Genomic DNA, 21,004 nt, shown 5'->3' with positions numbered 1-21,004 from the left:
GCCGGACCTCGACAGGTCCGGACCGCGACGGCACGCGACGGCAGCCGATCGCAACCCAACCTTGGTTTCGCCCCCGTCCTTCTCCCACCCCCATATGCCGGTCGGTCTTAAATAGGAAAACAATTCCCTTGTATTCACTCCGGCCTTGGGCATATGAAAGCGCAATCACCCCGGGCGCGACCCTGATCGCTACTCCGATCGGCCGAATGCCCAGCGGCTCACTTCGCCAGCCGGGACCCTCTCGCCTACAGTTCCCGCGTGGCCGGTATGCCGTCGGCCGAAGGAGCGTTGAAGTGACGAACAGGGTCACCGTCGGACCGGCTGATTCCGACGATTCGTACGAGGACGAGCTGCCGGCAAAGCAGAAGCGGCCGGGCAGCATCGTCGTTAAATGGGCGACTACCACCGATCACAAGACGATCGGCACGATGTATCTGGTCACGTCGTTCGCGTTCTTCGTCATCGGTGGTGTGCTGGCGCTCCTCATGCGCGCCGAGCTGGCCCGCCCCGGCACGCAGATCCTGTCGAACGAGCAGTTCAACCAGGCGTTCACGATGCATGGCACGGTCATGCTGCTGATGTTCGCGACGCCGCTGTTCGCCGGGTTCGCAAACTGGATCATGCCGCTGCAGATCGGCGCACCCGACGTGGCGTTCCCGCGGCTGAACATGTTCGCGTACTGGCTGTACCTCTTCGGCTCGATCATCGCCGTCAGCGGCTTCATCACCCCGCAGGGTGCGGCGGACTTCGGCTGGTTCGCCTACTCCCCGCTCACGGACGCCGTCCGTTCGCCCGGCGTCGGCGGCGACCTATGGATCATGGGTCTGGCCTTCTCCGGCTTCGGCACGATCCTCGGTTCGGTCAACTTCATCACCACGATCGTCTGCATGCGCGCACCCGGCATGACGATGTTCCGGATGCCGATCTTCGTGTGGAACGTCCTGCTGACCGGTGTGCTGGTCCTGCTGGCCTTCCCGGTGCTCGCCGCCGCGCTCTTCGCGCTGGAGGCGGACCGCAAGTTCGGTGCGCACGTATTCGACGCGGCCAATGGCGGCGCGCTGCTCTGGCAACACCTCTTCTGGTTCTTCGGCCATCCAGAGGTGTACATCATCGCCTTGCCATTCTTCGGAATCGCTTCCGAAATCATTCCCGTCTTCAGCCGCAAACCGATCTTCGGTTATGTCGGTCTGATCTCCGCGACGATCGCCATCGCGGGCCTCTCCGTGACTGTGTGGGCGCACCACATGTACGTCACCGGCGGTGTGCTGTTGCCGTTCTTCTCGTTCATGACGTTCCTCATCGCGGTACCGACCGGTGTGAAGTTCTTCAACTGGATCGGCACGATGTGGGGAGGTTCGGCCTCCTTCGAGACACCGATGCTCTGGACCGTCGGCTTTCTCGTCACGTTCCTCTTCGGTGGTCTGACCGGCGCCATCCTGGCCTCGCCGCCGATGGACTTCCACGTCTCGGACTCGTATTTCGTCGTCGCGCACTTCCACTACGTCGTCTTCGGCACCGTGGTCTTCGCGATGTTCGCCGGATTCCATTTCTGGTGGCCGAAGTTCACCGGCAAGATGCTGGACGAGCGGCTCGGCAAGATCACGTTCTGGACGCTGTTCGTGGGCTTCCACGGCACGTTCCTCGTGCAGCACTGGCTCGGCGCGGAGGGTATGCCGCGTCGTTACGCGGACTACCTCGCCGCCGACGGCTTCACGCTGCTGAACACGGTCTCGTCCATCTCCTCGTTCCTCCTCGGACTGTCGATGCTGCCGTTCTTCTACAACGTGTGGAAGACCGCCAAGTACGGGAAACCGGTTGGGGTCGACGACCCGTGGGGCTACGGACGTTCGCTGGAGTGGGCAACCTCCTGTCCGCCGCCGCGGCACAACTTCCTCACCCTGCCGCGGATCCGCTCCGAATCCCCGGCGTTCGACCTCCATCACCCGGAGATCAGCTCCATCGAGGAGATCGGCAGACGTCCGGCCACCCCGGCGACAGCGGCGGCGGGGGACGAGCAGGAGTGAGGAAACGTACCGGAGGACAGCGTGTTCGTAGGGGCTGACAGGGAGGACGACGGCCCGCTCGCTCGGCTGGGCGACTGCCTCCTGTCGAGTGCGGAGGTCGAAGAGGCGCGCCGCCGGGCCGTCCGCTTCGCTGAGCGCCTGCCCTGGCTGACGGCCGCTCAGCGGACCGACATCGAACGCGTCTTCGCTGCCGACTGGGCTGCCACTTCGCGGGCGTTCGACGCCCGGGTCTCCGCTCGGTCGGCCGAACTCGTCAACGAGTACGCGGCCCGCTACCGATTTCTCAGAACGCGCTGTCTGCTGGCCGTCACGGCCGGCATCGGCGCGGTGACCGGCGTCTTCGGCGTTGCCCTGCTCGTCGCCCGCTGACGTCTGCCCTCACGGCCCGGCCCGGCCTGTGAGCCGAAACAGGATGATGGACAGCGGGGCGGGTGTCCTATCCGTCAACTGCTGTCGCCGGTGCGACGCTCATCGCCGGGTGTCTCCCTGCGTTCAGCTCCTTCGGCATCACGCTGCCCCGGCCCCCGGGGACGGAGCCGACGGAGCCCGGGGGCAAGCGTGGGGCGCTGCCTGCTCACATGTTGATCATGTGCCCGGCAAGTCCGTGCACGGCTTCCTTGACCGCCTCGCCGAGCGTCGGGTGGGCGTGGACGTTGCGAGCGACCTCGTGGACCGTCAGGTCCCACTGCTGAGCCAGAGTGAGCTCCGGCAGCAGTTCGGTGACGTCCGGGCCGATGAGGTGGGCGCCGATGATCTCGCCGTACTTCGCATCGCTGATCAGCTTCACGAAGCCGGTCGTGTCGCCGAGTCCGTGCGCCTTGCCGTTCGCGGTGAAGGGGAACTTGGCCACCTTGACGTCGAAGCCCTTCTCGCGCGCCTGCTCCTCGGTCCAGCCGAAGCTTGCGATCTGCGGCTGACAGTAGGTGGCGCGCGGGATCATCGGGTAGTCGAGCTCCATGGTCTCGGCTCCCGCGATGGTCTCGGCCGCGACCACGCCCATCGCCTCGGCGGCGTGCGCGAGCATCAGCTTCGCGGTGACGTCGCCGATCGCATAGATGTGCGGAACGGATGTGCGGCAGCGGCCGTCGACATCGATCGCGCCGCGCTCGGTGATGCGTACGCCCGTTGTCTCCAGGCCGTAGTCGGTGACGTTCGGTGTGAAGCCGATCGCCTGCAGAACCTTGTCGGCCTCCAGGACCTGCTGGGCGCCGTCCTTGCCGGTGACCGTGACGCGGACCTGTGGGCCGGACTCGTCGATCGAATCGACGCGGGTGGAGGTGAGTACGCCGATTCCCAACTTCCTGTACTGCCTAGCCAGTTCGGCAGAGACGTCCGCGTCCTCGAGCGGCGCCATCCGGTCCAGGAACTCAACGACGGTGACCTTCACGCCGTAGTTGTGCAAGACATACGCGAATTCGACACCGATGGCGCCGGCGCCCGCGATCAGAATGGACTGCGGCAGGTCCTCGGCAAGGATCTGCTCTTCGTACGTCACCACGCGTGAGGTGCGGCGGGTCCCCGGCAGCAGCTTCGGGGTCGCTCCGGCGGCGATGATGCAGTGGTCGAAGCTGATCGTCTGCGTCGAGCCGTCGAAGAGGGCCACGTCGAGCGTGTGCGAGTCCACAAACGTGCCACGGCCGCTGATCTCCGTGATCCCGTTCTTCTTCATCAGGTAGTGGACACCCTTGACCCGGCCGTCCGCGACACGGCGACTGCGGCGGAACGCCTCGCCGTAGTCGAAGGACACCTGCCCTTCGACCTTGATACCGAAGGTCTTGGCCTCGCGTGTGACGATGTGCGCCAGTTCGGCGTTGCGCAGCAGGGCCTTGGTGGGGATGCAACCGACGTTCAGACAGACGCCGCCCCAGTACTTGGCCTCGACGACGGCGACGCGCTTGCCCAACTGGGCGGCACGAATGGCGGCGACATATCCGCCTGGGCCTGCTCCGAGTACGACGACGTCGAAGCGCTCATCCTGCTCATCCATGGAAATTTCCTTTCTGATGGGGACCGGCCGGGCCTGCGGCGAGAGCCGGCTCATCCTGGTCGAACAGCCTGTGCACCCGGCTCGGCGGCTGCGGTTTCCGACACCCGTCCGCAGCAGGAATATCACCCGGAAGGCAATGCGGGCGGTCGAGTGGCCGGTCATCTCGTCGATCACCGTTCCGTCTCCAGCAGCATGCTCCATCAGCCACCAGTGTGCGCTCCAGCCCGCAGGCCGCTGTCGCGAGCTGACCTCTTTGGTCCTTCCCCCGGTCTGCTCCCGAAGCCGGGGGGCCGCGACCGACTCGGCAAATCCCGTTGTATCGCGCACGGAGTCAGCCGGTTAGTGTGATCACCGGACGACAACGGCAGTACGGCAAGGGGGCGAGGACGGTGACCGAGGGTGGGGCAGTGACCGGGGCACTCAGGTGTCGCGGCGTGTGTCCGTTGCGGGCGTCCGGTGTTTCCCGGCGCCAGTGCGCCCAAGGACTGCACTGAGCGCCGACGGCCCTCGCCCGTCGGGCGGCGTCCCCGTCACGCCGGATGCGGCAGAGGCATCCCTGCTCACGTTCCTCGGCCTGGAGCCGTTGGAGGACGCCGTGTACCGGCTCCTCGTCGACCGGCCCGACAGTGAACCCGCCACGCTCGCGGGTGAGTCGACCGGGCCTGTCGAGGAGGTCGCGCGCGCCCTCGACGTCCTGGTGGAACGCGGTCTCGCCAGCGCCCGGCCCGTCGGCGACGCCGTCCTCCACTACCGGGCCTCCTCCCCCGTGCTCGCTCTCGGCCCCCTGCTGGAATCCCGCCGGGCGGCCTTGCACCGCGTCGAGTCGCTCGTGACAACCCTGGCCGAACGGCACCGTTCCGCCCAGGCCCATGCCTCGGGAGCACCCATCGAGGTGCTGTCGGGGGCGGCTGCGATCCGGCGCAGGCTCCTGCTGATGCAGGATCAGGCCACCATCGAGGTATGCAGCATGATTCCGCTGCACGATTTCCACTCGGTGATCACCTTCGAGGACAACCACGACGAGATCGAGCACGTGCTGATGCGGCGCGGGATCGCCATCCGGGGCGTCATCGATCGCGAATGGCTCGAACGTCCCAAAACAGCGGCGGCCCTGGCCACCTATGCAGCCCAGGGCCAGTACATCTCCGTCGTCGACAAGCTGCCCATCAAGTTGATCATCGTCGACCGGCGGATCGCCCTGCTGCCGCTCGCCCCCGGCCGCGAAGGCATCGACCCGGTCGCACTGGTCGTGCACGGTACCGGACTGCTCACCGCGCTCAGTTCGCTCTTCGAAGCCTATTTCGAGAGGGGCTGGCGACTGCTTCCCTCCGAAACGGATCCCAGAGCCGGGCACACAGACGGAGCCGAACTCGACGCCGTGGACCGCCAGATCGTCTCCCTGTTGTACGTGGGACTGACCGACGCGGCCATCGCCCGTCAGCTCGGCATGGGGCACCGTACCGTCCAGCGCCGCCTGCAGTCCCTCATGGTCAAGGTGGGGGCAGCCACGCGTTTCCAGCTCGGCTGGCATGCGGCGTGCAGCGGCTGGCTGGACGAGACGGACTCGTAAATCCCTCCGAACCGGATTGAAAACAACGTCATGTGAGGCGCATTTACGCCGCGGCGTGTTCACGCCAGAGACATCTCTTGTACGTGCCACCGACCGTGCCCAAACATCTAGGCACCGACCGCGTGGGCCCCCGCACCCCACGCAACTGGGCGAGTTCACCCATCAGTGCGATAGGGAAGGGTTCACGTGTTCCCGACACGACAAAGACGGCTCCGCCGTGTCCTGGCCGCCGCAGTGGTCGTCGCGGCCACCGGCTCGACACTGCTGACGTCACCGGCCTGGGCCGGCGAGGAAGCGCCGCCGGCCACCACCGTGGCCGACGACCGGGTGCCTGTCGCGCCCGCCATGACTCAGCGTCTCGACGACACGGTCCGTGAGGGCACTCCGGCCCAGGCGGCACGGGCGCACCTGAAGGCCCACGAGGACACCTACAAGGTTCCGGTCACGGACCTCAAGACTGTGAGCACCAGCAAGGACGGCAAGCAGTCGTCCGTCCGCTTCCAGCAGAAGCACAACGGGGTGCCGGTCTTCGGCGCCGAATACGCCGTGCAGACCGAGGCGGCCGACGGCGGCCAGAGCGTCACCTCCGCCACGGGCACCCTGTACACGGATCTGTCGGTCTCCACCACACCGAGCGTGTCCGAGGCCGCCGCCGAGAAGCGGATGTTCTCCCTCGACCGGAAGCTGTCGCGGGTCAAGGGCGCGAAGACCGAGGGCCACGGCCTGATCGTCCTGCCGGACGCCCGAGGCGGCAAGCTGGCCTGGCACTTCACCGTCACCGGCGCCGAGGCCGACGGCAGCCCGGTGCGCCAGGAGGTGTACGTCGACGCGAACATCGGCGGCATCGCCCTCTCGTACAACAACATCGACGCCGCGGACGCCGCACCGGCCAAGGGCACGGGCGTGCGCGTGGACGGCTCCGAGACGGAGCTGGACATGAACAAGGAGACGGGCGGGTCGTACACGCTCGTCGACTCCACCCGGGACATGTACACGCGGACCGGCGGCCAGATACGCACCTACGACGCCCAGCGCAAGAGCTACTCGCTCGTGGCGGGCGGCCCGGTCACCGACGACGTTCCGCTGGCGACCTCCGCGAGCGACCGGTTCGACGGCACCAACACCTCATCCGGCGCGGTCGACGCACATGTGAACGCGGCGAAGGTCTACGAATACCTCAAGGACAAACTCGGCCGTGACGGCGTCGACGGCAAGGGCGGCACGATCTACTCCGTCGTCAACGTCGCGAGCAACGGCAAGGACTACGCCAACGCCTTCTGGGACGGCTCCAAGATGGTCTACGGCCACATGGCCGGCGTGCCGCTGTCCGTGAGCCTGGACGTGGTCGGTCACGAAATGACCCACGGGGTCACCGAGCACTCCGCCGGGCTCGTCTACCTGAACCAGTCGGGCGCCCTGAACGAGGCGATCTCCGACTACTTCGGCAACGCCATGGAGACCGCCGACAAGGGCGTCGCGATGAGCGACCCGACGTCCGGCCTCGTCGGCGAGTACCTCTGCAACGGCACCAAGCCGCTGGAGGAGTGCGCGCTGCGCGACCTCAACGACGGCCGCAACGCACAGACCGACTACAAGCCCATCACGCTCGACATCGACAACGGCGGTGTGCACTCCAACTCCACCATCGTCGGTGGCGCGCTGTGGGACATGCGCAAGAACATCGACGCCGGCCTCGCCGACCGGATCACGTACCGAGCCGCCCAGAACTACCTCACCCCGCTGTCCGGCTTCACCGACATGCGCAACGCGGTCACCCTGGCCGCGAAGTCCCTGAAGGTCTCCGCGGCCGACCTCGACGCCATCGACCGGGCCTTCGACGACCACGGCATCGAGCAGGGCTGGGAGCAGAAGTCCGGCACCCACGACGGCACCACCATCGGCGCCGACATCCTGCCCGCCTACGAGGTGTACAGCGGGATCGACGAGCAGGCCGCCCAGATCAACGGCGATGTCTATGCCATCGGCCACGGTGACGCGATCGCCTGGGACCAGGGCGGCGCCGCCTTCGGCATCACGGTCGGACGATTCGGCAAGTACCCCCAGCACGAGCTGGCGCAGTCGGACGCCTACCTCATGGACCCGTCCCTCGACGACGAGCGTGTCGTCTTCACCCGGATCTCCGCCGCCGGCGTCGGCATCTACCAGGCCGGCGACAAGGGCCAGGGCGCGATCAAGAAGCTGGTCGACACCCCGGACGCCGACGAGACCGAGCCGGTCACGGAGAACGGTGCCCTCGCCTACATCAGCACCACTGCCGACGGCGAGCAGGACGTCATGCTCCGGAAGGCCGACGGCACCACGGTCAACGTGACGCCCGAGGCCGGCACCAAGGCCTCGCGCCTCGCCATGAAGAACGGCACCATCGCCTGGGCCGGCGGCGACGGGACGTACCTGTACGTCTACGACATCGCCACGGGGACGACCCAGAGCAAGCGGATCACCGGCTTCCTGTTCAACTGGATCTCTGACATCCAGCTCACCTCGGACCGCGTCTTCTACCGCACCAGCGGCGGGTTCCTGATCCCGAGCACCACCATCGGATCGACGCCGGCCGCCGACGTGACCCAGATGAAGAACCTGACCTACCCGAAGAGTCTGTACGTCGCCCAGTTCTCGGTCAGCGACGAGTACTTCGCCTACTCGACGTACGACATCTGGGGCGCCCTCGGCGCCTGGAACGGCCCGACCAAGGTGAAGGTGTCCACGACGGCGGACGTGCTGGCCGGGCTGAACAACTTCAGCCTCGCCTCCTGCTCCTCCGGTTCGCAACTGGCCCCGTCGCTCGGTGACGGACAGCGCATCGTCTGGCTGGACACCACGGCAGCTGCGACGGACGTGGTGACGCGCGGGACGTTCGCGGGTACCTGCAGCTAGGGCGTGTTCTGAAAGTAGCGTCGTCCGCCCGTAGCCGGGCGGACGGGGCTTTCGGAACACACCCCAGGGCGTGACCGGCACTGTTTGCCCCGCGACGGGGCGAACAGTGCCGGGAGGGGCACCAGCATCCGCCCCATGTCCGAGGCGGTCACCGGATCTTCCGGTGACCGCCTCTTCGGGTACGGACCTCGGCCCGCAGCCTCGCTCTGCACATCACTGGCCCTGGCCGGACGTCACCGAGGGGAGATGGTTCCGGGCAGCACAAGGCCGAACGCGACGCACCGGTCGGGCAGCCCCTCGTCGGCGATCGGTGGCCTACGCTCGTGCGGCGCGCTCGATCAGGAGATGGCGGGGACCTCGCAGCACGGGGCTTCGCCGGTACGGAGGCGGGTCCTCGACCACATGGGGGTCGTCGAGGTGGCGGAGGAGCGCGTCGAGCGCGATCTGCGCCTCGATACGAGCGAGCGGGGCACCGAAGCAGCTGTGGATACCGCTGCCGAAGCCGAAGTGCTGATTGTCCTCGCGCATCGGGTCGAACCGGTCGGGGTCATGGAATCTCAGCGGGTCCCGGTTGCCGGAAGCAAGCACGAGGATCAGGGGTGCGCCCTTGGGAATGGTGATGCCCCCGACGTCGATGTCGGTGAGCGGCGAGCGATGTGGCAGAAAGTGGACAGGGGGCTCGTAACGCAGCAGTTCCTCCACCGCCCTCGGCATGAGTTCGGGCGCGGCGCGCAGTCGCTCCAGGATGTCGGGGTGGCGCAGCAGGGTGAGCATGCCGTTGGTGATCAGGTTGACGGTCGTCTCGTGACCGGCGATGAGCAGCAGTACCGCTGTGGCCATCAGTTCCGGATGCGTGAGGCGCCCTTCGGGGCCTTCGTCATTGGCAAGGGCGGAGAGCAGATCCCCGGACGGGTGACCGCGCCGTTCTTCGGCGAGCGCGCCCAGATAGTGCGCCATCGCCATCCGTGCCTCCTGGGCCGACTGCCGGCGCTGCTCCGGGTCGTCCCCGGGCGTGGGGTCGAAACCGGCGATGATCGCGTTCGTCCAGGCGCGGACACGGGGCACGTCCTCCTGGGGCACGCCCAGGAGCCGACAGATCACGGTGACGGGGAGCGGGTAGGCGAAATCGTCGACGAGGTCGATCCGGTCCTTGTCCTGGAACGAGCTGATCAGTTCCTCGGCGATGCGGGTGATGTCGCCGTGCAGGGCGTCGATCCGTCCCGGGGAGTGCGGCGGACCGAAGGGGCGCATGGCGAGGCGGCGGAGCCGGTCGTGTTCGGGGTCGTCGACCCTGATGAAGGCCGGCGGCAGTTCGTCCGTCCTGGCCAGAGCCACATCCGGGTCCGGGTCCTTACGGTTACGGAGGTCCGAGCTGATCCGTGGGTCATGAAGCAGAGCGGCGATCTCGTGGTAGGTACCCACCAGGTAGCTGCCGTTGCCCTGTCGTACCACCCCGCTCTCGCGCAGTTCCGCGTAGAGCGGATACGGGTCGGCGCGGTTCGCGTAATCGGTGATGCGCTCAAAGAGAGTGTCCGGGGGCATGCGTGGGGCTCCTCATCGACGGTGGGTGGCGGTCGGGAACGGTTCGTGGCGCACCAGCGTCAGGTGTCTGTCCGGCAGATGACCGGTGAGGGCCACGGTCGGGCCGTGCGAGAGCAGCTGCGGGGACGGCACGTCGGAGGGAACGGGATCGGACGAACCGGGCCGGTCGGCGGCACCGGGCGTGGGGGGAAACGGTGCCGCCGTCTCGATGAGGTACTGGTAGTACTCGAGCCACTTGGCGCGGTTCACACTGACCGCCGCGGTGATGCGCCCCCGGTATCCGTAGACAGCGACGAAGCGACCTTCGCGCAACGAGCCCTGGGCAATGACCACTTGGTCGGAGAAGGTCGGTACTCCCACGGACTTGATGTTCAGGCCGAACTGGCTGGACCAGAAGGCGGGAACGGTCAGGTGCGGGCGCCTGCGTGGGCCCGGGCTGATCATGTTGTGGGCCGCCACCTCGGCCTGCGCAACGGCATTGCCCCAGTGTTCGAGGGACAGCATCTGGTACTGGAAGAGCGGGTGCGGGAAGCGCGCCACGTCTCCGGCGACGAAGACATCGTCGGTGACGATCCCGTACATGTCGAAGGCTCGGCACCCCGCGTCGCACGCGACGCCACGGGGGCCCGCAGCCAGGCCTGATCCGTCAAGCCATTCGGTATTGCGGAGGGCGCCCAGGGCGACCACGGCGACATCGGCGTCGATCCGGCCGCCGTCGGAGAATTCGGCGCCGGTGAGCCGGCCGTTGCGGCCCTTCAGCGCGGTGACGGTCACGCCGCAGCGGAGGTCGACTCCGTGCGCGCGATGCAGCTTCCCGGCATAGGTTCCGAGTGTCCCCCCGAGCGCGCCGACGAGGGGCGACGGTCCGCGTTCGGCGACCGTTACGGCGAGACCGCGCTCCCGGCAGGCGGAGGCGATCTCCGAGCCGGTGAATCCGGCGCCGATCACCAGCACCCGGCGCGGTCCGGCGTCGAGACGTTCGGCAAGGCGGGCCGCATCGTCGTTCGTACGCAGGGTGAGTACGCCGTCCAGGCGGGCTTCGTCGGCGTTCGGCCAGGGTCGGGCCCGGGTTCCGGTGGCGATCAGCAGCCGGTCGTAGGCGAGTTGTTCACCATCGGCGAGAACCACCCGCTTCTCGATCGGGTCGACCCCAACGGCACGTACACCGAGCTTCCACCGGGCGTCCAACGCACGACGGCTCGGCAGCGCGACGTCCTGCGCGCGCGCCCGTCCGAGCAGCACCTGCTTGGACAGTGGTGGTCTGTCGTACGGGGGGTGCGGCTCCTCCCCGACCAGGGTCAGCGATCCGGCGAAGCCTTCCTCGCGCAGCGTCTCGGCAGCGCGCAGACCGGCCAGCGACGCACCGACGACGACGATCCGGCCCTCGCCGTTCACGAGGCGCCGAGGCCTGCCGGCTCGCCGACCATGATGGCCTGTACCGGACAGGCCGCCGCCGCGCGCCGGACGCGCTCATGCTGATCGCCGGGCACTCTCGGCCTGAACATCAGGGCCTCCTCGCCATGCAGTTCGAACACCTGGGGAGCGAGAAACACGCACTGCGCATAGCCCTGGCACCGATTGAGGTCGACAACGATCTGCATTCCGGCCCACTCCTCCGTGCCACCGTTATCCCTGTCCTATTACCTGCCCGAGTGCGACGCCAACGGTGCTGGGCCGTGCGGGTTCGCACAGGCCGACCGATCAGGAAAGGCAGTGGCCTCAGCAGACCGCGTGCCAGGAATGCACCAAAGCCATGCGCCCACGGAGCACGATGACGCTGTCGGCCCGCACACCGCCGGTCGGGCCGGCGCTCCGGTGTCCGAGGGAGTCATCGGCCCGGCCCATCGGTTCGCCCGCCTTCCGCCGGGAGACGTCCGTCAACGGCATGTCGCGGCATTCAGCCAGGGCGACGCCTGTTGATAATGACGCGTCACGGCAGAGCGGCGATGGGAGCCCGATGCGGGGCCGACAACTGCGCGTCGGACTTGCTGGTGCCCCTGCTCGGAGCAGTGAGCGCATGCGGTCGTACCGGCGAGCACAGTGGGGACGCTTCAGCCCGTGCCAGGGGTTCGAGCGGTTCCCGGCGGCCGCGGGCGGGCGCACGGCCTGTGCGTCGGCGCGGCTCACCGGGAACCAAGCCTGCGGGCGCTGCCCATCGATCGACCGGCATCGAGTACCGACTGCCTCTCCCCTCCCGTCCGGGGCCATCAGGAGTCCCGCCGCACGACGTCGGTCTCCGGTGAAAGCGGCCGGCGCAGGGCCGCTCCCTCCCGATCGGTCCAAGCGCGGTTGCGCAGGCCAGCGGTGTGGCGCCGGCGAACCGAGGCGCCCAAAAGGTCGTCGAAGCAACCAGAAAGGCAGTGTCATGGATGAGCGACAGGCAGCCAGCGGGATGATTGCGGGTCGTGATGCGAAGCTCGCACTTCCGGTCGCGGACACGGTGGGCTGGGGTCCGCTGGATGTACGAGCGGTGGACACCGTACGGGTTCTGGCCGCTGACGCGGTACAGAAGGTGGGAAACGGTCATCCGGGAACCGCGATGAGCCTGGCCCCGCTGGCCTATCTGCTGTTCCAACAGGTCATGCGCCACGACCCTGCCGATGACCAATGGCTGGGACGCGATCGATTCGTGCTCTCCTGCGGGCACTCGAGTCTCACTCTGTACATCCAGCTGTACCTCAGCGGGTACGGAATGGAGCTGCAGGATCTCGAGCAGCTCCGTACCTGGGGTTCCGCAACACCGGGGCATCCGGAATACCGCCACACCCGGGGTGTGGAGGTCACCACGGGCCCGCTGGGCCAGGGGCTGGCCGCCGCGGTGGGGATGGCGCTGGCGGCACGGCGCGAGCGCGGGCTGCTGGATCCCGACGCCCCGCCGGGTGAGAGCCCATTCGACCATCACGTGTACGTCGTCGCCTCGGACGGCGACCTCATGGAAGGAGTCACATCGGAGGCGAGTTCGCTCGCCGGGCACCAGGAACTGGGCAATCTGGTCGTCTTCTACGACTCCAACCACATCTCGATCGAGGACGACACCGAGATCTCGTTCAGCGAGGACGTCGCCGCGCGCTATTCCGCGTACGGATGGCAGGTGCAGACAGTCGACTTCACACGCACGGGCTCCTATGTCGAGGACGTCGACGCCCTCTCGGCGGCGATCACGGCCGCCCAGCAGGACGCTTCGCGGCCGTCCATGATCGTGCTGCGTACGGTCATCGGCTGGCCCGCCCCCACGAAGCAGAACACCGGAAAGGCCCATGGCGCAGCGCTCGGTGACGAAGAGGTCGCCGCCACCAAGACCTTGCTGGGCTTCGACCCGGGTCGAAGCTTCGTCGTGGAGGAGGAAGTCCTTGCCCACGTCAGAAAGGTGCGGGAGCGGGGCGCTGTTGCCCGTCGCCAGTGGGAGAGCGTGTATGAGAGGTGGCGCGCTGCCCATCCTGACCGGGCCGCGCTGCTCGACCGGTTGCGCGACCGGCGTCTGCCCGACGGCTGGGCCGACAAGCTGCCGACTTTCCCCGCCGACCCCGCCGGAATGGCCACCCGCAAGGCATCCGGCGAGGTACTGACGGCGCTGGCACCCGTCCTGCCCGAACTATGGGGTGGGTCCGCCGATCTTGCGGGAAGCAACAACACCACGATGAAGGGGGAACCTTCCTTCATCCCGGTCGCCAAGCAGACGGCCGAGTGGAAGGGCAATCCCTATGGGCGGACGTTGCACTTCGGCATCCGTGAGCACGCCATGGCCGCAATCCTCAACGGCATCGCGTTGCAGGGTCTGACACGTCCCTACGGCGGCACGTTCCTCGTGTTCAGCGACTACATGCGTCCGGCTGTCCGTCTGGCAGCGCTCATGCGGCTCCCGGCCACTTACGTCTGGACGCATGACTCCATCGGGTTGGGCGAGGACGGGCCCACCCATCAGCCCGTCGAGCACCTGGCCGCGCTCCGGGCGATTCCTGGCCTCGACGTCGTACGGCCGGCCGATGCGAACGAGACCAGCGTCTGCTGGCGCACCATCATCGAGCATCAGGACAGGCCCGCCGGTCTCATGCTCACCCGGCAGTCGCTGCCCGTCCTGGAACGGGGCGCCGGCACCCATGCCCCGGCCGAGGGAGCGGCCCGCGGCGCGTACGTCCTCGTGGACTGCGCCGACGGGCAGCCCGACGTCGTCCTTGTCGCGACCGGCTCGGAGGTGCACATCGCCCTGCAGGCGCGTGACCTGCTGGCTGCCGAAGGGTACGAGGCACGCGTGGTGTCCATGCCGTGCCGGGAGTGGTTCCACGCCCAGCCCTCTGCCTATCAGAACGCGGTGCTGCCACCCGCTGTGCGCGCCCGCGTGAGCGTCGAGGCAGCCGTCGGTCAGGGCTGGCGCGACATCGTGGGCGACGCGGGCCACATCGTCGGTCTGGAGCACTTCGGCGCCTCCGCCGACTATCAGCGCCTCTACCGGGAATTCGACATCACGCCGCAGGCTGTGGTTGCCGCAGCCCTCAGCAGCATCCGTGCGGCCTCCGGCCCGGTGCAGCCAGGTGGCGAGCGGCCCGCCCAGGCCTCCTGGACGTAGGACCTCCCGGACGCCGTGCCCGCGAACTCTCCCGGCTGACGATCACCTGCCGGAGGGCAAGCCGGATGAACGTCAGCACGTTGTTCACCTTCGGGTCGTCGTGGCTCTCGTCGCGTGTCGGCGTATGCCCGGAGAGCCCACCCCCCGGAGGTGCTCGTGCACCTGGCGGACGGCCATCGCGCCCTCGCCCACCGCAGAGGCCACCCGCTTGACCGAGCCGCTGCGGACGTCGCCGACGGCAAAGAGTCCCGGGAGACCGGTCTCCAGGGCGAGCGGGGCACGGGCGAGGTGGCGCCAGAGGTTCGCAGGAACGTCGACCACGTCCGGACCCGTGCGGATGAAGCCGTGCGGGTCCAGGTCGACGGCCGCGTCGAGCCAGGAACTGGCGGGGCGCGCGCCGATGAAGACGAACAGGGCGCGCGCTGCCAGCACCTGCCGTTCGCCGGTTCTGTTGTCCTGGACGAGAACGGACTCGACCCGGTCGCTGCCGGTGACATCCCGGACCTCGGTGTGCATCATCACATCGATCCGGGGATGCCGTTCTATCCGGTCGATCAGGTAGCGGGACATGCTGTGGGTGAGGTCGCCACCACGTACGAGCAGATGCACTGCGGGCGACTGACGCGCCAGGAACAGCGCGGCCTGGCCGGCGGGGTTGCCGCCGCCCACGACGGCCACGGGATCCATGCGGCAGTTTCTCGCCTCCCAGAGGGTGGCTGCGTAGTGGACCCCGGCTCCTTCGAGCCGTTCGACGCCGGGCGCCGGCAGGCGCCGGTACCGGGCGCCGGTGGCCACCACGACGGTGTGGGCGGAGATCGTGGCGCCGTCCGTGAGCGTCACGACGTGGGACCCGTCCCGCTGTTCCAGGACTGCGGCTTCGGCGGGGACGGTGATCCGGGCGCCGAACCGGTCGGCCTGGATGGCGGCGCGTTCGGCGAGTTCGGTGCCGGAGATCCCGGCGGGGAAGCCGAGGTAGTTCTCGATCCGGGAGGAGGTCCCGGCCTGACCGCCGGTGGCCACGGCTTCCAGGACGACCGTGGCCAGTCCTTCGGAGGCCCCGTACACGGCCGCGGCCAGACCTGCGGGTCCCGCGCCGACCACCAGCAGATCGCAGACGGCTTCTGTGCGGCTGTCGGAGCGCAGGCCGGTCACTTGTACCAGCTCGGCGTCGGTGGGGTTGCGCAGCACCCGGTCGTCGTGCCAGACCACCACGGGGGTCTCTTCGGGTGTCACGCCCACACGGCGCAGCAGCACCTCGGCCTCGGTGTCCTTCTCCAGATCGATCCAGCGATGCGGGAGCCGGTTGCGGGCGGCGAACTCGAGCAGCCTGCGGGTGTCCGGGGAGAACGCGGAGCCGATGATCCTGAAACCGGTGGCCATCCCGGCCGGCAGTGTCCGACGCAGAAGGCAGGCGCGCAGGATGAGGTCGCCGAGCGCGGGTTCGCGGCCGAGCAGGTCGCGCAGTTCGGCCGAACCGACCGCCAGGACCTCACCAGGGGCACGGACCACGGCGGTGAGCAAGGCGGCCTGCCCCTCCAGCAGGCCGAGCTCGCCGAGGAAACTGCCGGGGCCATGGAGCTGGTAGGTCCTCTCCCGACCGCCTCGGCCTTTTACCACAGCCACCCTGCCGCTCAGGACGACGAAGAACTCCTGACTGGGCCGGCCCGCCTGATAGAGCAGTTCGCCTTCGACGGTCGGCCACCGCTGTCCACAGGCGCTCAGCGCCTCGATCTGGTCATCCGTCAATTGTGGGTACGCGTCGTACGACGTGGGCGTTTCAGCGGTCACAGTGCACTTCCCTTGGGGTGGAGAGCTCAGACCATGGCTTCGTGGACCGGCAGACCGGCCTGCTCGGCGACGGTGGCGAAGTTCGTCTTGCCGCAGCGGGCGGTGCGACCGACCGGGGAGGCGCTCATGACGACTCCTTCGGCCCGTCCCGGAGCGTGAAGGTGAGTTCGTCGTCCTGGGCGTCGACCAGGATCGTCACGCCCTCGGTCGCCTCGCCGCTGAGCAGCGCGCGGCCGATCCTGGTCTCGACCTCGTGGGAGATGAAGCGGCGCAGCGGACGGGCGCCGTAGACCGGGTCGTAGCCTTCGGCGGCGACGAGACGGCGGGCCTGTTCGGTGAGGACGAGGGAGATGCGCTGGTCGGCGAGGCGACGGCGCAGCTCGTCGAGGAGCAGGTCGACGATGCGTTCGATCTGCGCCAGGCCGAGCGGGTGGAAGAGGACGACGTCGTCGACGCGGTTGAGGAATTCGGGGCGGAAGTGGCTGTTGAGTTCGCCCATCACGAGTTCCCGTACCTCGGGCTTGATCTCGCCGGCGGCGGTGGCGTCCTCGAGCAGGTACTGGGAGCCGAGGTTCGAGGTCATGATGACGACCGTGTTGCGGAAGTCGACGGTTCGACCCTGGGCATCGGTGATCCTGCCGTCGTCCAGGACCTGGAGCAGCGTGTTGAACACGTCGGCGTGGGCCTTCTCGATCTCGTCGAAAAGGACGACGGAGTACGGCTTGCGGCGCACCGCCTCGGTGAGCTGGCCGCCCTCCTCGTAGCCGACGTATCCGGGCGGTGCGCCGACGAGGCGGCTCACGGTGTGCTTCTCCTGGTACTCGCTCATGTCGAGGCGGATCATGTTGCTCTCGCTGTCGAAGAGTGCGGCGGCGAGGGTCTTGGCCAGCTCGGTCTTTCCGACGCCCGTGGGGCCCAGGAAGATGAACGAGCCGATCGGCCGGCGTGGGTCGCGCACTCCGGACCGGGCCCGGATCACCGCGTCGGCGACCAGCTGTACGGCCTCGTCCTGGCCGATGACCCGCTCGCGCAGGATCTCGTCCAGGCGCAGCAGTTTCTGCCGTTCGCCTTCCTGGAGCCGAGTGACGGGGATACCGGTCCAGGCGGAGACGATCTCGGCGATCTCTTCGGCGGTGACCACCTCGCGCAGCAGCCGTGTCTCGCCCTGCTTGACGGCGAGTTGCTCCTCTTCGGCGGCAAGGCGGCGTTCGAGCTCGCTGATGGTGCCGTAGCGCAGCTGGGCGGCGCGGTTGAGGTCGTAGGCGCGTTCGGCCTCCTCGGCCTCCTGCCGGGCGCGTTCCAGTTCCTGACGCAGTTCCTGGACGCGACGGATGGCCTGGCGTTCGGCCTCCCACTGGGCGTGCTTGGCGTCCGCCTCACCCCGCAGGTCGGCCAGTTCACGGCGCAGGTCGTCCAGGCGGGCGCGGCTTGCCGGATCGGTCTCCTCGCCCAGGGCCGCCTCCTCGATCTCCAGCCTGGTCACCCGACGGGTGAGTTCGTCCAGTTCGGCCGGCATGGAGTCGATCTCGGTGCGCAGCCGCGCGCACGCCTCGTCGACCAGGTCGATGGCCTTGTCGGGGAGGAAACGGTCGCTGATGTAGCGGTGGCTGAGGGTGGCGGCGGCAACCAGTGCGCCGTCCTGGATCTTGACGCCGTGGAAGATCTCCAGGCGCTCGCGGATGCCTCGCAGGATGGAGATCGCGTCCTCGACGGTCGGCTCGTCCACGAGGACGGTCTGGAAACGGCGTTCCAGGGCGGCATCGGACTCGATGCGCTTGCGGTATTCCTCCACTGTGGTGGCGCCGATCATGTGCAGTTCGCCGCGGGCCAGCATCGGCTTGAGCATGTTGCCCGCGTCCATGGCGCCCTCGGCGGCGCCGGCACCGACGACGGTGTGCAGCTCGTCGACAAAGAGCAGGATCGACCCCTCGGCACCCTTTACCTCTGCCAGGACGGCCTTGAGGCGTTCCTCGAACTCGCCGCGGTACTTGGCTCCGGCCACCAGCGATCCCATGTCGAGCGAGAACACCGTCTTGTCCCGCAGCCCCTCCGGTACGTCGCCGCGCACGATCCGCTGGGCCAGGCCCTCGACGATGGCGGTCTTGCCGACGCCGGGTTCACCGATCAGGACCGGGTTGTTCTTGGTCTTGCGGCTGAGGATCTGGATCACCCGCCGGATCTCTGCATCCCGGCCGATCACCGGATCGAGCCGACCGGTGCGGGCCTCCACGACCAGGTCTCGGCCGTACTTCTCCAGAGCCTCGTAGGCGGCTTCCGGGTTGGCGGAGGTGACCCTCTGATTGCCACGCACCTGGGTGAGGGCGGCGAGGAAGGTGTCCTTGGTGATGCCCTGTTCGGCGAGCCGTCGGCCGGCGGCGGTGGCCGAGCCTTCGTCCACCAGGGCCATGACCAGGTGCTCGGTCGAGACGTATTCGTCCTTGAGGCGTTTGGCCTCCTGCTCCGCCGTGTCGAGCAATCGGGCGAGGCGCTGGGTGACCATCACCTGGCCCGGGGCGGCACCCGGTCCGGTGGTGCGCGGGCGCTTGGCGAGATCGGCTTCGACGGCGCCCCGCAGTGCGGCCGTGTCGGCGCCGGCGGCGGCGAGCAGCCGGGTCGTCAGCCCGTCCTGCGGGTCGAGCAACGCCAGCAGCAGATGCTCCCCGTCGACCTCGTTCTGGCCGAGCCGCACCGCCACGCTCTGCGCTTCCTGCAGCGCTTCCTGGGACTTCTGCGTGAGGCGGTTCATGTCCATGACGTTCGCTCCTCGGCGGCTCGTTGGCTGCGCCGCAGCGCCCGCTCCAGATGATCGATACGGTCGAGCAGGTCCAGCACGACCCCGACGGCCGCGTAGTTCAGCGACAGGCCGGTCCGCAGTCGCTGCACGCGGGCGATGGCCGACGGTGCGGTGGTACGGAACCACAGTCGCCCGTGGGCGTCCCGCTCGGCGTCCAGCAGCCCGAGGGCTACGAAGCGGCGGACCAGGTCGGGCGAGAGGCCGCTGCGTCGGGCGACACCGGCCAGGGACAGTTCGTAGGGAGTGATCCGGCAGACCCGGACCAGGGGATACTGGGCGACGGCACGGCCGGGCGCGGCGTCTTCGGTGGGAGAACGCTGATCGTCACTCATGCCTGCTTCCTCGGGTCGAAGGTCGAGACCCCGGCCAGCTCCTCGAACAACGCGCGTTCGCGCGGGCTCGGCGACGAGGGCACGATCACCTGGATCTCGGCGTAGAGGTCACCGGCGGCTCCCTTGGGGTGAGGCATCCCCTCCCCGCGCAGCCGCAGTCGCCGGCCGGTGGAAGTACCCGGCGGGACGTGGACCTTCGCGGTGCCGCCGGGGCCGGTGACGGGCACGGTCGCCCCCAGGACGGCCTCCCAGGGGGTGACCGGCAGATCGACGTGGATGTCGCGACCGGTGAGCCGGTACCTGGGGTGGGGGGCGATACGGACCACGAGGTAGAGGTCCCCCGCGGTGCCTTGACCGCGGCCCCGGCCTCCCTCCCCCGCGAGCCTGATGCGCTGTCCGTCGACGACACCCGCGGGGATGTTCACGTCATAGCTGCGCTCCACGCCCGGGCCGCCCAGGGTGATCTTCCGCCGGCCGCCGCGGTAGGCCTCTTCCACGGTGAGGGTGAGCTCGGCCTCCTGGTCGGCGCCGGGTACCGGCCCCGGCTCGCGGCCTGCCCGGCCGCCGCCGAACACACCCCCGAAGAGGTCCTCGAAGTCGAAGCCGGCGGTGTCGAAATCCCCTTCCGTCCAGACCTTGGCGCCTCCGCGGCCCGCGCCCCGGCCCCCCTGGAAGGGTCCGCCTCGGTACGCTCCGGCTCCGGCCCCGCGGAAGCCCCGCGCTGCCGCGACCCGCTCGTCGTAGTCCTCCGGGATCTGCCGGAAGTCGGCGCCGAACCGGTCGTACCTGGCCCGGGTATCGGGGTCGGAGAGGACTCCGTACGCCTCGTTGATCTCCTTGAAGCGCTCCTCGGCGGCCGGATTCTTGTTGACATCCGGGTGGTGACGCCGGGCCAGGGTGCGGAATGCCTGCTGGATCTCGGCCGTGTCGGCAGTCCGGGGGACGCCCAGCACCTCGTAGTAGTCGCGCGCCATGGCGGGTTACTCCTGCTTTCGGCTGACCGCTACCGCCGCCGGTCGCAGTTGGCGGTCGGGGTCGCCGTAGCCGGGGCGCATCACCTGGACGACGGTTCCCGGGGCGGTGTCCGGGTCGTCGACCACGGAGACCACCTCGTGCAGCACGGGATCGAAGGGGACACCGGTCTCGTCGTGGCGCGGATAGCCGAGGCCTCTCAGCACGTCCAGAGCCTGATCGCGTACCGCCTGAACACCGCGGACGATCGTTTCGGGGTCCGCGTCGGCGTGGGCGAGGGCCAGTTCGAGGTTGTCGACGACCGGGAGCCAGGCGGCCGTGGCCCTGTTTCGTTCCGCCTCCAGCTCCCGGTGGCGGTCGCGGGCATACCTCTTGCGAAGGTTGTCCAGATCGGCGAGGGCCCGCCGCCACCGGTCCTCCAGCTCCTCGGCGTCGAGGGCCGACGGGCCCTGTGGTGCGGGTGCCTCTTCCAGCGGATGCTCCGTCCACGTCCGGGCTGCGTCATCGGCGGAAGGTGCCTGGTCATGTTCCGACAT

General features: G+C 68.5%; 14 protein-coding genes. 5 read left to right on the top strand and 9 right to left on the bottom strand.

What is annotated here, in order from left to right; translation table 11 throughout:
- The first annotated feature begins 293 nt into the window (after positions 1 to 293).
- Both ctaD and ACNPQM_RS18690 read left to right on the top strand, forming a co-directional pair.
- Positions 294 to 2,024, top strand: a complete 1,731-nt coding sequence (ctaD, locus tag ACNPQM_RS18695; RefSeq protein ID WP_418084872.1) for a cytochrome c oxidase subunit I — start codon at positions 294 to 296, stop codon at positions 2,022 to 2,024.
- 21 nt (positions 2,025 to 2,045) lie between these two features.
- Complete coding sequence (locus ACNPQM_RS18690) at positions 2,046 to 2,393, top strand: hypothetical protein (protein ID WP_358860968.1); 348 nt, start codon at positions 2,046 to 2,048, stop codon at positions 2,391 to 2,393.
- 205 nt (positions 2,394 to 2,598) lie between these two features.
- On the opposite strand, the gene lpdA is transcribed toward ACNPQM_RS18690, so the two are convergent.
- On the bottom strand, positions 2,599 to 4,011 hold the full coding sequence (lpdA, locus tag ACNPQM_RS18685; protein WP_418084871.1) for a dihydrolipoyl dehydrogenase: 1,413 nt from the start codon (positions 4,009 to 4,011) through the stop codon (positions 2,599 to 2,601).
- Between the two features lie 472 nt (positions 4,012 to 4,483).
- On the opposite strand from lpdA, the gene ACNPQM_RS18680 reads away from it, so the two are divergent.
- Together ACNPQM_RS18680 and ACNPQM_RS18675 are read left to right on the top strand one after the other, a co-directional pair.
- Positions 4,484 to 5,581 carry a hypothetical protein gene (locus ACNPQM_RS18680; protein WP_418084870.1) on the top strand — a complete coding sequence of 366 codons (1,098 nt, stop codon included), beginning with the start codon at positions 4,484 to 4,486 and terminating at the stop codon, positions 5,579 to 5,581.
- A gap of 186 nt (positions 5,582 to 5,767) precedes the next feature.
- Positions 5,768 to 8,476, top strand: coding sequence for a M4 family metallopeptidase (locus ACNPQM_RS18675; RefSeq protein ID WP_418084869.1), 2,709 nt, complete (start codon positions 5,768 to 5,770; stop codon positions 8,474 to 8,476).
- Between the two features lie 315 nt (positions 8,477 to 8,791).
- Here ACNPQM_RS18675 and ACNPQM_RS18670 read toward each other — a convergent pair whose 3' ends face one another.
- From ACNPQM_RS18670 to ACNPQM_RS18660, 3 genes are read right to left on the bottom strand one after another with little or no spacing between them, the layout of a single operon-like run.
- Positions 8,792 to 10,018: a cytochrome P450 gene (locus ACNPQM_RS18670; protein WP_418084868.1), complete on the bottom strand. Its 1,227-nt coding sequence runs from the start codon at positions 10,016 to 10,018 to the stop codon at positions 8,792 to 8,794.
- A gap of 12 nt (positions 10,019 to 10,030) precedes the next feature.
- Entirely contained in the window at positions 10,031 to 11,413 is a 1,383-nt protein-coding gene (locus ACNPQM_RS18665; protein WP_418084867.1) for an NAD(P)/FAD-dependent oxidoreductase, read from the bottom strand.
- Positions 11,410 to 11,619, bottom strand: a complete 210-nt coding sequence (locus tag ACNPQM_RS18660) for a ferredoxin (protein WP_418084866.1) — start codon at positions 11,617 to 11,619, stop codon at positions 11,410 to 11,412. Before ACNPQM_RS18660 ends, ACNPQM_RS18665 begins: the two co-directional genes overlap by 4 nt.
- A gap of 764 nt (positions 11,620 to 12,383) precedes the next feature.
- On the opposite strand from ACNPQM_RS18660, the gene tkt reads away from it, so the two are divergent.
- Positions 12,384 to 14,582 (top strand): transketolase, encoded by a 2,199-nt coding sequence (gene tkt, locus ACNPQM_RS18655; RefSeq protein WP_418084865.1) that lies wholly within the window; start codon positions 12,384 to 12,386, stop codon positions 14,580 to 14,582.
- An 84-nt stretch (positions 14,583 to 14,666) separates the two neighbouring features.
- Here tkt and ACNPQM_RS18650 read toward each other — a convergent pair whose 3' ends face one another.
- The 5 genes from ACNPQM_RS18650 to ACNPQM_RS18630 form a co-directional block, all read right to left on the bottom strand.
- Positions 14,667 to 16,370 carry an FAD-dependent oxidoreductase gene (locus ACNPQM_RS18650; RefSeq protein WP_418084864.1) on the bottom strand — a complete coding sequence of 568 codons (1,704 nt, stop codon included), beginning with the start codon at positions 16,368 to 16,370 and terminating at the stop codon, positions 14,667 to 14,669.
- 124 nt (positions 16,371 to 16,494) lie between these two features.
- On the bottom strand, positions 16,495 to 19,122 hold the full coding sequence (gene clpB / locus ACNPQM_RS18645; RefSeq protein WP_418084863.1) for an ATP-dependent chaperone ClpB: 2,628 nt from the start codon (positions 19,120 to 19,122) through the stop codon (positions 16,495 to 16,497).
- Positions 19,113 to 19,496 (bottom strand): chaperone modulator CbpM, encoded by a 384-nt coding sequence (locus ACNPQM_RS18640; protein ID WP_418084862.1) that lies wholly within the window; start codon positions 19,494 to 19,496, stop codon positions 19,113 to 19,115. The genes clpB and ACNPQM_RS18640 overlap by 10 nt, the downstream gene beginning before the upstream one ends.
- On the bottom strand, positions 19,493 to 20,470 hold the full coding sequence (locus ACNPQM_RS18635; protein WP_418084861.1) for a DnaJ C-terminal domain-containing protein: 978 nt from the start codon (positions 20,468 to 20,470) through the stop codon (positions 19,493 to 19,495). Before ACNPQM_RS18635 ends, ACNPQM_RS18640 begins: the two co-directional genes overlap by 4 nt.
- Before the next feature lie 6 nt (positions 20,471 to 20,476).
- Positions 20,477 to 21,004 carry a nucleotide exchange factor GrpE gene (locus ACNPQM_RS18630; protein ID WP_358860980.1) on the bottom strand — a complete coding sequence of 176 codons (528 nt, stop codon included), beginning with the start codon at positions 21,002 to 21,004 and terminating at the stop codon, positions 20,477 to 20,479.

The sequence above is a fragment of the Streptomyces sp. NPDC056231 genome, assembly GCF_048270745.1.
Classification (GTDB): Bacteria; Actinomycetota; Actinomycetes; order Streptomycetales; family Streptomycetaceae; genus Streptomyces.
This window is presented reverse-complemented; position numbering and strand designations above follow the sequence as displayed.